Annotated in this window: 14 protein-coding genes; 5 read left to right on the top strand and 9 right to left on the bottom strand. The window is 37.4% G+C overall.

All coding sequences use genetic code 11. The features are described from left to right. Window positions 1-186: 186 nt before the first annotated feature. Window positions 187-957 carry a zinc ribbon domain-containing protein gene (locus BUB45_RS12085; protein WP_073009594.1) on the top strand — a complete coding sequence of 257 codons (771 nt, stop codon included), beginning with the start codon at window positions 187-189 and terminating at the stop codon, window positions 955-957. A gap of 411 nt (window positions 958-1,368) precedes the next feature. On the opposite strand, the gene BUB45_RS12080 is transcribed toward BUB45_RS12085, so the two are convergent. The 4 genes from BUB45_RS12080 to BUB45_RS20445 all read right to left on the bottom strand — a co-directional run bounded on the left by BUB45_RS12080 (window position 1,369) and on the right by BUB45_RS20445 (window position 3,107). Continuing rightward, window positions 1,369-1,572, bottom strand: a complete 204-nt coding sequence (locus BUB45_RS12080) for a zinc ribbon domain-containing protein (protein ID WP_073009591.1) — start codon at window positions 1,570-1,572, stop codon at window positions 1,369-1,371. A 364-nt stretch (window positions 1,573-1,936) separates the two neighbouring features. Further along, window positions 1,937-2,602, bottom strand: coding sequence for a TraR/DksA C4-type zinc finger protein (locus tag BUB45_RS12075; RefSeq protein ID WP_073009588.1), 666 nt, complete (start codon window positions 2,600-2,602; stop codon window positions 1,937-1,939). Window positions 2,603-2,666: 64 nt separating this feature from the next. Then, the gene (locus tag BUB45_RS20450) at window positions 2,667-2,822 is read right to left on the bottom strand and encodes a GNAT family N-acetyltransferase (protein ID WP_244527728.1); all 156 of its coding nucleotides are present in this window, start codon (window positions 2,820-2,822) and stop codon (window positions 2,667-2,669) included. Window positions 2,823-2,834: 12 nt separating this feature from the next. Further along, entirely contained in the window at window positions 2,835-3,107 is a 273-nt protein-coding gene (locus BUB45_RS20445) for a GNAT family N-acetyltransferase (protein ID WP_244527727.1), read from the bottom strand. Between the two features lie 97 nt (window positions 3,108-3,204). Here BUB45_RS20445 and BUB45_RS12065 point away from each other — a divergent pair, with 97 nt between their 5' ends. Next, window positions 3,205-4,089 (top strand): NAD(P)-dependent oxidoreductase, encoded by an 885-nt coding sequence (locus tag BUB45_RS12065; protein ID WP_073009585.1) that lies wholly within the window; start codon window positions 3,205-3,207, stop codon window positions 4,087-4,089. A 207-nt stretch (window positions 4,090-4,296) separates the two neighbouring features. Continuing rightward, a complete protein-coding gene (locus tag BUB45_RS12060) occupies window positions 4,297-4,749 on the top strand; it encodes an AraC family transcriptional regulator (RefSeq protein ID WP_073009582.1) in 453 nt (150 codons plus the stop codon). A gap of 390 nt (window positions 4,750-5,139) precedes the next feature. Here BUB45_RS12060 and BUB45_RS12055 read toward each other — a convergent pair whose 3' ends face one another. Then, the gene (locus BUB45_RS12055; RefSeq protein WP_073009579.1) at window positions 5,140-5,445 is read right to left on the bottom strand and encodes a hypothetical protein; all 306 of its coding nucleotides are present in this window, start codon (window positions 5,443-5,445) and stop codon (window positions 5,140-5,142) included. Window positions 5,446-5,449: 4 nt separating this feature from the next. Further along, entirely contained in the window at window positions 5,450-6,127 is a 678-nt protein-coding gene (locus tag BUB45_RS12050) for a class I SAM-dependent methyltransferase (RefSeq protein ID WP_073009574.1), read from the bottom strand. A 358-nt stretch (window positions 6,128-6,485) separates the two neighbouring features. Here BUB45_RS12050 and BUB45_RS12045 point away from each other — a divergent pair, with 358 nt between their 5' ends. Beyond that, window positions 6,486-7,409 carry an AEC family transporter gene (locus BUB45_RS12045; RefSeq protein ID WP_073009572.1) on the top strand — a complete coding sequence of 308 codons (924 nt, stop codon included), beginning with the start codon at window positions 6,486-6,488 and terminating at the stop codon, window positions 7,407-7,409. A 4-nt stretch (window positions 7,410-7,413) separates the two neighbouring features. Here BUB45_RS12045 and BUB45_RS12040 read toward each other — a convergent pair whose 3' ends face one another. Continuing rightward, window positions 7,414-7,671: a hypothetical protein gene (locus BUB45_RS12040; RefSeq protein WP_240458753.1), complete on the bottom strand. Its 258-nt coding sequence runs from the start codon at window positions 7,669-7,671 to the stop codon at window positions 7,414-7,416. Between the two features lie 570 nt (window positions 7,672-8,241). Between BUB45_RS12040 and BUB45_RS12035 the strand changes: the two genes are divergently transcribed. Next, complete coding sequence (locus BUB45_RS12035) at window positions 8,242-9,732, top strand: BCCT family transporter (protein WP_073009570.1); 1,491 nt, start codon at window positions 8,242-8,244, stop codon at window positions 9,730-9,732. 647 nt (window positions 9,733-10,379) lie between these two features. Here the strand turns inward: BUB45_RS12035 and pfkB are convergent. Next, entirely contained in the window at window positions 10,380-11,312 is a 933-nt protein-coding gene (pfkB, locus tag BUB45_RS12030; protein ID WP_073009569.1) for a 1-phosphofructokinase, read from the bottom strand. A gap of 281 nt (window positions 11,313-11,593) precedes the next feature. After that, a complete protein-coding gene (gatY, locus tag BUB45_RS12025; RefSeq protein WP_073009566.1) occupies window positions 11,594-12,451 on the bottom strand; it encodes a tagatose-bisphosphate aldolase subunit GatY in 858 nt (285 codons plus the stop codon). Between the last annotated feature and the right edge of the window lie 7 nt (window positions 12,452-12,458).

Below are 12,458 nucleotides of genomic sequence, written 5' to 3'. Positions count from 1 at the left end.
AGCTATGCCGAATTCATTCCTTTTGTCTTAAGAGCAGGGGTTTTCCAAGAATATGTCGAAATGAGATACTTAAGAGGCGAAATGCAGATAAGGTAAATGAATAACATGAAATGTTTATTTTACCAAATTTACCTAATGCTGTTATAATAGAGGCCTATCTCTCATTACAATTAAAGGAGGAAGGGTATGATCTGTCCGAATTGTGAGCACGAAACAAAAGAAGGAAAGTATTGTACGAATTGTGGTGCACATATTTATCTTGAAGAAGCAGCAGTAGCTGAAGAAGGGGAAAGTCAATCTGATACCACACTAAACAATGGGGATTTTTCTTCAACTGTAAGTACAGTAGGAAAACATTTTGCAAGTTTTTTCATGCACTACTTAAAATCTCCACATAAGGCGCGCTTTGCCACACAGCAAGATATCATTCCTGCCATCATAAGCATCGTTTTATTCGCACTTGCAGTAACCATAAGCTTCTATGTGGTAGTAACGAGTCAAGTAGGTAATTATTTTTTGGATATTGGCTTTTTAGATGGATTTATCATCCCATTTATACAATATCTTCTACTATTTGCTTTTATAATTATATTAACTTTCATTTCTACAAAATTAACAGCACAACATATGACTTTGCAAGAAACAGTAACAAAAGTTGGAATTTATACAATCCCTTTTATTCTTATTTTTTTAGCTGGAATTTTACTTACTTGGATTAGAATCCCTTTTTTCAGTGTGCTTATTCCGATTAGTTTACTTGGCCCAGTTATATTCATACCATCGTTTATTTTACTTGAGTCAAAAGAAAAAGAATACGGTTACGATAGAGTTTATGTTTTAATCGCCTTTTATTTCATTTCTTTTGTAGTCATGTCTTTCCTTTTACAAGAAATGATAGGAAGATTACTCGGGGGGTTATTTGGAGGATTAATGGGCGATTTTTTCCAAGGTTATTAATAAGAAAAACAAAGGCTGTCGGACAGTCTTTGTTTTTCTTTTTTTCGTATAACGATGATGACTTATTTTAGAGCAACTGGACAATGGAACAGTTGGCAGTATTAAACAAGGAACAAAGGCTCGGGGCGCCCGGTTGGCAACGTAGCGACTGAAACGAATCAACGAAAGTTTTAGGAATCATGTTCCTGCAACAGGAGTATGCCGGCGCCCTCCGGCAAGGCCGCCTTTAGTCGGACTTCCTATTTAGGGCGAACCGATGATGACTTAGCTTAGGGCAATGGAGTGAAGTCGCCTAGTTGCTGGGCGCTGGAGCCGGACGTGACTAAATAACTTAGTGAGTTTATCCATATATTCTAAATTTTGTAATACTAGTGAAAAAGTGCCTGTTATTGAGAACGGGCACTTTGATCTTCACCCAAAAAACAAATCAAAAATATTGCTTCCTTTAGAACTTTTCTTGTTATAGAATTCCGAATAGCCACATTCTTTACAATAAACGACTAAAAATTGATTGTTTTGTACGTCGAACACCTTTGACAAGCCGGTTCCCGTCATAGCCACTTCCTTTTGATCAGCGTTTGTACTTCCGCATTTTAAACAACCTTTTTGCTGCAATCTAATCACCTCTCTATTAGAAAAACTTGTCTTGCCTTAGTTTGTCTTATACTATTATTAAAAATAATTTTACTCCCCTATAGTATAAAAATACGTTTCTCATAGAAGTTTGGTTTCAAGGAATGAAGATTTACTTTTAGAAAACTCAGCATATTTCCTTTTTTATCTATCGCGCAAAAGAAAATGAGCCTTTCTTACATCCATCTTATTTATGACTATTTTTAAAACTTCATTTTATATTTATCTCAAATACAAAGCATTGTAGAGCCAGCTTTAAGCGTTAAAAATGCCGGTTGTAGAAGTTAAGGAGAGACAACCGCACCTAAAAAATTTTTTCGTTAAAAGGTAAAGATTTGCTTATTCTTTATCGTTCATGCTCATCATCTGTTTGGTCCATAACAGGTTCCGTATATTTCCCATCAGAAGATGCACCTAAATATCCTTCCACATCTTCTACATAGCCGACTTGTTCGTCACTATTCGGATACATTTTATTATAACTAGCCTTATCACCGTAAAAATCAGAAGGTGTTTCCGATGTACCATAACGGCTAACTTCCTGCCAAGCATCCTCAGCGTCATAGCCAACTTGTGTCTCATCACTTATTTTATCAGGATTTATATTAGGGCTATACACTTCCTCTTCCATGGTGCGCGTTTGGTTAAATGAATCTTGTACGGTATGCTCCATACATCGGTCTGCAGTTGGGAGAGCTTCAAGCCGTTCATAAGGGATATCATTGCCACATTCTTTGCAAATTCCATAAGTACCTTCTGCAATTGCATGTAAAGCTTTATTAATATCTTCTAATTCCTTTTCAGCATGCTCATTAAGCGCGACATCCTTTCCTCTTTCAAATAATTCGGATGCTGTATCTGCAGGATGATTATCATAATTGGACAATTCACCACTTGATTGTTGCACGGATTCTAAAGTTAAACCCATATGCTCTTGAACATGGGAAATAAGTTCGGATTGGCGATTTTGTAAAGCCTGTTTACAATTTGCTAATTGCTGTTCATTAATCATTTTTTCACCCTCTTTTAATCCTGTTTATTTTAATACTATGCGCAAAAAAAGAGAGTGACATGCTTTATTTCCGTTCCCAAATCATGTCAATATGCCAAATCCCATCATCTAAGTACGCAGTGGATACCTGTTTAAAACCAAATGCTTGATAAAACGCCTTTAAATGCTGTTGGGCTTGAATCTTAATATTGTTTTTAAAATGATTCACTGTATATTTCATCGCTTCCTCCATTTATTCTTTTCCATATACCCTATCCCAGTAAGCTTTTGTCACAAGGACTCTACCTATAGAAGCTTCTACATATTTACTACCAGCAGGAAGTATTCTTGCGTATGCTACTAAATTTTGGTTATCTTGAAGCCGCACATGAGTTGCTTTTAAATCATATGCGTCTATTTCTTGATATGCGCATTGCTGTTCGACTACAAATACATCCACTCGAGACTTTAATAAAGTATATAGTTCCAGTTGATCAAGTTCTTGAAAAGTTTTTTTATCCACCACATGTCATGTCCTCTCCTTCATTATTTCTAGATAGAATAACAGGATTTTCCCATTTTTTGTCGAATGAATGTAATATATAGTGCCAATGGAAAGGAGAATGATTTTGCTTACATATGAGGATCGAATTGGTTTTATAGGTACTGGCGTCATGGGGGCGAGCATGGCAAAGCGAATTATGAACGCAGGATACCATGTTTCCATCTATACACGCACAAAGCAAAAAGCTACGAGCTTAATTAACGCTGGAGCCGATTGGGAAGATTCCATTGCCAATTTAACAAAGAACTGCAAGGTCATTATTACGATGGTAGGCTATCCAAGTGATGTGGAAGAAGTTTATTTTAGCGACCAAGGTATTTTAAAAAATGTAGCTCAAGGTACTTACTTAGTGGATATGACAACTTCTAAACCTAAACTAGCAGAGCAAATTGAAAGCGAAGCAGAAGAAAAAGGGTGCTATGCATTAGACGCGCCTGTATCTGGTGGGGATATCGGTGCCAAAAATGGCAAACTAACCATTATGGTCGGTGGGAAAGAAAAAGCATACAAAGATATACTCCCATTATTGCAAACGATGGGCGAAAACATCATTTTGCAAGGAGAAGCTGGAGCTGGACAACATACCAAATTAGCGAATCAAATAACGATTGCTTCTAATATGGTTGGCGTATGCGAAGCCATTGCTTATGCAAAAAAATCAGGACTTAACCCTGAGTTAGTGCTTGATAGTATAACAGCTGGCGCGGCTGGAAGCTGGTCACTTTCTAATCTTGCACCACGCATGATAAAAGAAGATGATGCACCAGGATTTTATGTAAAGCACTTTATTAAAGATATGAAAATCGCACTAGAATCAGCAGAAGAGCTAGGACTGTCTACACCTGGATTAGCTCTATCGTTAAAGCTTTACGAGGAGCTTGAAGCAAAAGGAGAAGCAGATAGCGGCACACAAGCCTTAATCAAATTATTTTCCTCACCGTAATAATTTTTCATACAGAAGGATAACGCATAAACCTTACGCTATCCTTCTGTTTTTATTTTTGTCACGTTTGCAAGTAATAGGAAGCATTTTTGAGTGAAAAGTTATAGCTTTATCCCTATTAAATTTTTAAAAATTTAGTTGTTTTACATTTTAAAGCAAATTACACTTGTATTGTACAAACAATGGAAAGGAAGGGAGAAAGGTAAAATGGAATCCAAAATAGAAATTATTCCAAAACAACGAATTGCTTTTATGCGACGAACCGGCCCCTATGGTCGCGAAAATAGGCAAGTAATGGAGCGTTTAAAAAAATGGGCTACGGAAAAGAGTCTCCTTCCATCTGCAACTATTTTTGCTATACCTCAGGATAACCCGAAAAAAACATCACCTAAAAATTGCCGATTTGATGTGGGTATCACCCTCTCTGAAGAATACCCTTTACAAGAGGATAGAGCCATTCGCGAAGGTTGGATTTCTAGAGGAAAATACGTTGTTTATAACATCAATCACACAGCTAAAGATATTGCCAAAGCGTACAAAGCTATTTTCCCAGACCTCAACAAACACGGTTATCAAATAACGAACAAACCTATAATGGAAAGATATACTGGCGATATGTATAACCATCCTTATTGTGACATTTGTGTGCCTGTAAAGTAAAATTTTGGCATACCAAAAGAAGTTATCCGTTTGATAACTTCTTCTTTTTTTCATGGATGAAATCACCATTGATCGCATGGAAAAAGCCATTATAAGACTTGTAGGTTCGCTATTCACACAAAAGGTATTAACTATAAAAGTATAGAAGTTTATTGGTAACACTTGGCTTACGACCATATCTTTTTTGGGATATAGCATCACTTTTTTCGTATAAGACACCTTAAAGCTAACATTAGATACTTTCCTATCTACTTACTTTTAAACAAAAGCTAATAATATAGCATAGAGGTTGCTTAAAGTTGATCATTTCCCAATATTTTCATCGTTTGCACGCATGTAAAAATGTATATGGCACACTTGCGACAAGACAGTAATAACCGTTCCAACAGATCATTTTCCTTTATTCATGTTTTGGTTATCTACTTCTTGCTGAACGGCAAAAGCTAAATCATCATTTCCAAATAACTGAAGCGCTTGAAGTACCGTTTCTGTTGCGATGAAATCAGCTTCTTCTTTGGGCACTGTCTCCTCCATCATTTCTTCCAACACTTTATTAGCTTGTTGATGAGGATACGCCTTTTTATACACTTCTAAAGCATCTACATCATAATTGACACACCACTGCGCAAAAACTAAAATCATCATTCTTTCATTTTGCTCATAGTTTGCAATGACCGTTTTTTCTGTTTCGTTCATACGCTTACCCACCATTTCTTAACATAAATATCCAAGAAAATGATAACGACTGTTGTAAATCAAGCGGCAAATGGTTATACATCTCCTTGCTAACACCTTGCTTTGGTACACCATACCCATCTACATATTCCAAATCTATATCCGTACAAAGCTGTTGAAATTCCCAAGGCATCATTGTATTACAAATGACTGTTTCCCCATGCAAGCGCGGATAACTGTTCGCACGCGGTCCTGCAGTCGGTCCTAATATTCCTACACAGATATGTCCACCCTCTTTTACTACACGCTTTAACTCTTGCAAAGCTTGCTTTGGATTTTCCGTCCACTCCAAAACATTCATTGCCATAATGGCATCGAATGTATTTGTGGAAAAAGGAATCTTTTGTACATCTCCTTCCAATACATGGATGCTATTTGGAAGTTTGTTCTTCGCATATTGAACCATCACCGAAGAAATGTCAACTGCAGCTACTTGATAACCTTGCTCATATAACTTATATGCACCATACCCATCACCACAACCAATATCTAATACATGCTGATTAGTGCTCAGAAAACGACACAAAAATGGGATAACAGCCTGTCTGCTTCCGGTTTCCCACATGTTTTTACTGCGTTCATTCCAAGTAACGGCACGCTCATCCCATTGCTTTGCAACCTCTCCATTCCAATTAAACCCCATATTACATCCCCCTCATTCGCCTTATCCTTGTTTCCATTATGCCTTTTATCCAGCTTTTTTTACAGTAAGATCTTAGATAAAATAATTTTTCAGAAAATTACGCTTATCGTTTTACAGAAACGCTTTCTTATAAATAGTGTAATAAAAAACATGCTAAGACCACAGAATGATATAATTGGGATTGAAGTTGACAGTAACTTTTACGAATGAAATAATTGTTTACGTTTGAGTGAAGCTTAAAATTGTTCTATATCGCCACAATGGACGGATTTTATCATTTACATAAAATGAAGTTGACATATCTACATGTGTGAGAAAAAATAAAACCATCATTGTAGAATGTGAAAGGAGAAATAATTTGGAAGCATTTTTAATAATAGTAAAGGATATTATTTTACCTGTGTTTATTATTATGGGATTAGGTTTTTTCTTACAAAAGAAATTTGACCTTGATTTACAGACGCTGGCAAAATTAAATATTTACTTTCTTGTTCCTGGGTTTATTTTTGTTAAACTGTACGATACAACATTTTCAGGGCAGCTCTTACTACAAATAGTCGTCTTTTTTATATTATTCATTGCCTTACTCTATATCGTAGCAACAATTACCGCACGCTTTATTGGGTTTGATAAAGGAAAGTCGACTACATTTTCCAATAGTATTCTTTTCTTTAATTCTGGTAATTATGGCGTTCCTGTTAACGATTTAGTGTTTAAAAGTGATCCTGTAGCGATGTCCATTCAAGTCATCATTTTAACCTTACAAAATATTCTCCTATTTTCTTATGGCATTTTTTCCTTACAATCAATCCAAATTGGTAAACTACGAGCGTTATTCAGTTATTTTAAAATGCCCGTATTATACGCCATGCTAGCAGGAATTTTATTAAATATTGCAAATGTTTCCATACCCACTTTCGTTTGGGTTCCAGCTAATTATGTAGCTGATGCAATGGTAGCTATGGCCTTACTTACTTTAGGTGCTCAAGTAGCTCAACTTCGTCTAATTTCCAGTTTGCCAACAGTTTATATCAGTTTAGCTATTCGCCTCATTCTCGGTCCAATCATTGCGCTTGGTATTATACGTATCTTACAACTAGATGGCATTATCGCTCAAGCTCTGTTCATTGCCTCAGCAATGCCCACAGCTGTAAACAGTTCCGTTATTGCTCAAGAATATAACAATCATCCAAATTTCGCAGCACAAATCGTTCTATTTTCCACCATGTTCAGTACGATTACGGTAACAGCAGTCATTTATTTATCAAGACTTTTATTTTAAAAGATCAGTTCGCAGGTATCTTCAAATATTTAGTGAAATATGCACCTAAAATAAACAAAGCAACAGTGATCCCAAAACTCACCAAACCGAGAAATTCAAAGAAGTAGGCAATGATATTTACCATGGATATACAGAAAAAACAAATCGGTGTCAGCGCGCTTTTAATGCCTTTCACCCCAGCTCGTTTTCTTTTTTTGATCGTTACATATATTGCAATGATAAGTATCATTGCTAAACTTCCCCACATTATGTCTGAAAACAATGTTATGAGCCTCCTTTGTTTCAAGATATTCCTATTCTATACTATAACAAATTTCCTCAGTTAGAAAAACTTGCATATCGCAAGTCTTAGAAACCCACTATTCGTTTTATAAAAACTGCTTTGGCTTCCCCTTCCCCCCCTTCCTACTTATCAACTATTGTTACATAGTTATAATAAGAAAACTTTTATTTGGGTAGAAAGGAAAGGGATGTATTTCAACCAAGCAACCAAAAAAGATTCGATAATGCAAGTATTTTCATTTCCCTGTTAAATGTAGTTAATTCACCTTTTTACGTACAAATCATCGTGTTATAATGGGGACTGTTAAAGAGGTTGGGTCATACATTCGTATAAAAAAAGCCTTCCATCAGCGGCGTTTCTTTAATTTCCACTGATTATTATGCGGATTGAGGTGCTGTTACCTCCCTCATAGACTCGTCCAGGTCAAGATTTCCATTTCTTTAAAGTGGACAGTCTTACAGCAACTTTTATCTGGTATAAAGGTTAGCTTATTTTTAATGCTATTGGATTTAAGCCTCTATTCTAGAAGAAATGAAGGTGTGATATTTTTTGTGGAAACGTAATATTGTTTTATGGATTTCGTTAGCGTTAAGTAGTTTATTTGTAGTTGTAGGTGTTGTATTTAATCAATGGTTAGGAGAAAAAGCGGCAATCTTCTTAGATTTTGCAGTCACTTATTTTAATTGGTTTTATTTGCTCGTTGGATCTTCGTTTGTTTTCATATGCGGTTTTTTAATTTTTTCAAAATACGGAAATATCAAACTGGGAAAAGATACAGATAAACCAGACTTTAGTACTACCGCTTGGATTTCGATGCTTTTTAGTGCGGGAATGGGGGTAGGACTTGTATTTTGGGGAGTAGCAGAGCCAGTAAAGCATTATTTATTTCCTCCGTATGGGGAAGGTGGAACGATAGAATCTGCAAATAATGCAATGACATATACATTTTTTCATTGGGGGTTGCACCCATGGGCTCTCTTTGGAATCGTAGCATTAAGCTTAGCTTATTTTCATTTTCGAAAAGGGTTACCTTCAGCAATCAGTTCTATTTTCCATCCTATTTTAGGCGACAAAATTCATACGAACTTAGGAAAAACAATTGATATACTGTCGGTTTTTATTACAGCAGTAGGCATTTCTAGTACGTTTGGTTTAAGTACATTACAAATAGCTAGTGGCATGGAAGCACGATGGGGCATTGAAAATACATTTAGTACGCAACTCATGATTATTAGTTTTGCAACCATTATTTTCTTAATTTCTTCCTCGACTGGCGTGAATCGCGGCATCAAATATATATCTAGTTTAAATGTCATTCTATTATTTACTTTGATGCTTTTCGTTCTTCTCATCGGTCCGACAAAACAAATTTTGGAAATTTTTATTAGTTCTACAGGAAATTATCTTGGTAACATTGTTCCAATGGGGCTGAAAATGGAGCCATTTGACCAAGAAGCAAATAATTGGATTGGCTCATGGACGGTATTTTATTGGGCATGGTGGACAACTTGGGCACCTTTTGTTGGTTCATTTATTGCTAGAATTTCTAAAGGAAGAACGATTAAAGAGTTCGTCATCGGTGTATTAGTCGTTCCATCTTTAATTTCTTTCGTCTGGTTCTCGATACTCGGAGGAAGCGCCATTCACTTGATTCATGAGTTTCAAAATACTGCCTTAGCAGATAATATTAATGCTGACGTAAATGCGGCTCTATTTGCTTTTTTTAATGAAATTCCATTAGGTTCTATTTTAAGCGTGTTAGCACTTATACTTATTTTTTCATTTTTTATTACTTCTGCTGATTCAGCAACTTTTGTACTTGGCATGCTAAGTGATAAAGGAAATTTAAATCCATCTAATCGAATTAAAATGACATGGGGAATTATTTCATCTGGATCTGCTATCGTATTTTTATTAGCTGGTGGATTAGATGCCGTAAAAACAATCTCCATTGTAGTAGCCTCTCCTTTTACCTTTATTATGTTGTTTATTTGTTACAGCATTATAAAATCATTAAAAAGTGAATTTAAAGTAAAGTAACGGGGAACAAGAGCGAGTTCTGCGTGAGAGCGAGTGATTTTCTCACGGACGGGAGCGAGTTCCACGCGGGGATGAGCCAATTTACGACGGGCGGGAGCGAGTTCCACGAAGGGATGAGCGAGTTTGCGAGAGACAGGAGCAGTTTTCGCGCTAGATGAGCGAATTTGCGACGGACGGGAGCGAGTTCCGCGCGGAGATGAGCGAATTTGCGACGAACGGGAGCGAGTTCCACGCTAGATGAGCGAATTTACGACGGACGGGAGCGAGCTTCGCGCTAGATGAGCGAATTTACGACGGACAGGAGCGAGTTCCGCACGGGGATGAGCGTATTTACGACGGACAGGAGCGAGCTCCGCGCGGAGATGAGCCAATTTACGACGGACGGGAGCGATCTTCACGCTAGATGAGCCAATTTACGACGGGCGGGAGCGATCTTCACGCAGGGATGAGCGAATTTACGACGGACGGGAGCGAGTTCCGCGCTAGATGAGCGAATTTGCTACGAACGGGAGCGAGTTCCGAGTAGGCATGAGAGAATTTGCGACGGACGGGAGCGACTTCTACACGGAGGAGAGCGAGCTTTCGACGAGCAAGAGCGACTCCCGCTCGGAAGCGGGAGTCGGTACATGCTTATATGCGCATTGCATTTAAACCCAGTCCTCTACTTTCATCTGCTCTATGCACCAAGAAACTTTCGTTATATCAACATATCCTGTCTGCTCTTCCATGGCGTTTAATACACCCATAGCTAAACCGAATTTGATCAGATTTTCACCTGAAAGTTGCCTAGCTAATCCGGTGGCAAAGCCGGCAATGACAGAATCACCGGAACCAACTGGATTAGCAGCATTAATTTTTGGAGAATGTACGCGATATACCTTATCTTTATGTTTTACAACCGCTCCTTGTGCTCCCATCGTAATAACAACCCAGTCAACTCCATCAAATAATACTGACTGAATAGCTACTCTCACATCTTCTATATCTAGCTTTTCTTCTCCAAGCAGGTCAGCTAGCTCATCTTGGTTTGGCTTAATCAAATAAGGGACTGTATCCCCTTGCAACGAACGTGCTAATAAATCACCTTTGGTATCTAATAACACCGGAATGCCAACTTCATTTGCGATAGCCAACATTTGCTCATAGTAATTTTTCTGTAACCCTTTTGGTAGACTACCAGAAATGGTTATCCAATTTGCTTGTTTCGCTTGCTCACGAAATTGACGTAAAAATTGACTAGCTTCTTCTTGCTGAATAACTGGACCATCCTCTAATAGTTCTGTTTGTTCTCCATTATGAATTATTGCAATACAATTTCTCGTATCCCCTGTAATTGGCATAAATCCATTTTCAATGTTTAATCGTTTTAGTTCGCTGTTAATAAAATCTCCTAAACTACCACCAAGAAAACCTGTAGCACTAACCTTCTCATCAAGCTGACGAATAACCCTTGCTACATTGAGTCCTTTTCCACCAGCTGTTTTTCTAACATCTGTAACGCGATTTACTGTATCTATGTTAAAATCTGATAAGCGATATTGAATATCTACGGACGGATTTAAGGTAATCGTCAAAATCAAATTTATTCCTCCTCATTAGAATCTTTTACCAATGCATATCTTTAACACTTAGCCTAACTCGAATCAGTATGTTTTGTAGAGAAACGGACTAATCCCTTTATGGCGAAAGACGCTATCATTTTTCTTATACAATAAGTCTAAGGATATTTTACTTTTATACCTCATGAAAAATGCTACAAAAGCTGTTCTTCGTTTAAGATCGTTTCCATAGTAGACCCAACCAGTCCATCTACAGAAATTAGAGGCAAGAGCATAGGTCCTCTTACCTCTATTGCTTCCTTTTATGCTTTGCCTGCACTCATACAAATTTCTATTTTATCTTTTACTGCTGCCTTCATTTTTTCTTTAGCTGGCGTCATATACTTCCTTGGATCTGTTTCATTTGAGTGCTCGATTAAATGCTCACGAAGTCCTTCTGAAAACGGAATCTTCAGTTCTGTAGAAATATTGACCTTCGCACATCCTAAAGCAATACACTTTTGTACATCTGCTTTTGATATTCCAGAGGCCCCGTGGAGAACGATTGGTACTGTCGCTACATCGTTAATTTTTTCAAGCCGTTCAAAATCAAGTTGCGGTTCGGTTTCATACAAGCCATGCCCTGTACCAATTGCTACTGCTAAAGAATCGACACCGGTTCTTTCGATAAATTCCACTACGGTATCTGGGTCCGTATATGCCGCATCTTTCGCTTCAACTACTAGATCATCTTCCTGCCCTACTAATTTACCTAATTCTCCTTCTACTGTTGCTCCATAAGCATGTGCTTTTTCGACTACTTTTTTTGTAATAGCAATATTTTCTTCAAATGTATGATGCGAACCATCAATCATCACCGATTTGGTTCCTAATTCAAGAGATTCAACAATAGATTCATATGTTTCATGATGATCAAGGTGTAAGGCAATTGGAATATCATGCAGCTTGGCTGCTACTTCTGCAATAGCTTGTACATATGCTCTACCAGCGTATTTCATCGTTCCAGGTGTCGCTGCCAAAATGACAGGGGACTTCATTTCTGCTGCTGTTTCTACAACTGTTTGGATCGTTTCTAAATTATGAATATTAAAGGCTGGTACGGCATACCCTTCATTTCTCGCTTTGATAAGCATTTCTTTTGTGTTTTGGACATATCCCATCGTAAAA

Source organism: Virgibacillus chiguensis, from assembly GCF_900129865.1.
Lineage (GTDB): Bacteria > Bacillota > Bacilli > Bacillales > Amphibacillaceae > Virgibacillus > Virgibacillus chiguensis.
This window is presented reverse-complemented; position numbering and strand designations above follow the sequence as displayed.

What these genes read in the sequence shown, in the direction of transcription:
- gatY (WP_073009566.1), bottom strand. Translation starts at nt 12,451, where the DNA reads ATGGGATATGTCCAAAACACAAAAGAAATGCTTATCAAAGCGAGAAAT.
- BUB45_RS12075 (WP_073009588.1), bottom strand. Translation starts at nt 2,602, where the DNA reads ATGATTAATGAACAGCAATTAGCAAATTGTAAACAGGCTTTACAAAAT.
- BUB45_RS20450 (WP_244527728.1), bottom strand. Translation starts at nt 2,822, where the DNA reads ATGAAATATACAGTGAATCATTTTAAAAACAATATTAAGATTCAAGCC.
- BUB45_RS12065 (WP_073009585.1), top strand. Translation starts at nt 3,205, where the DNA reads ATGATTTTGCTTACATATGAGGATCGAATTGGTTTTATAGGTACTGGC.
- BUB45_RS12085 (WP_073009594.1), top strand. Translation starts at nt 187, where the DNA reads ATGATCTGTCCGAATTGTGAGCACGAAACAAAAGAAGGAAAGTATTGT.
- BUB45_RS12060 (WP_073009582.1), top strand. Translation starts at nt 4,297, where the DNA reads ATGGAATCCAAAATAGAAATTATTCCAAAACAACGAATTGCTTTTATG.
- BUB45_RS12050 (WP_073009574.1), bottom strand. Translation starts at nt 6,127, where the DNA reads ATGGGGTTTAATTGGAATGGAGAGGTTGCAAAGCAATGGGATGAGCGT.
- BUB45_RS12055 (WP_073009579.1), bottom strand. Translation starts at nt 5,445, where the DNA reads ATGAACGAAACAGAAAAAACGGTCATTGCAAACTATGAGCAAAATGAA.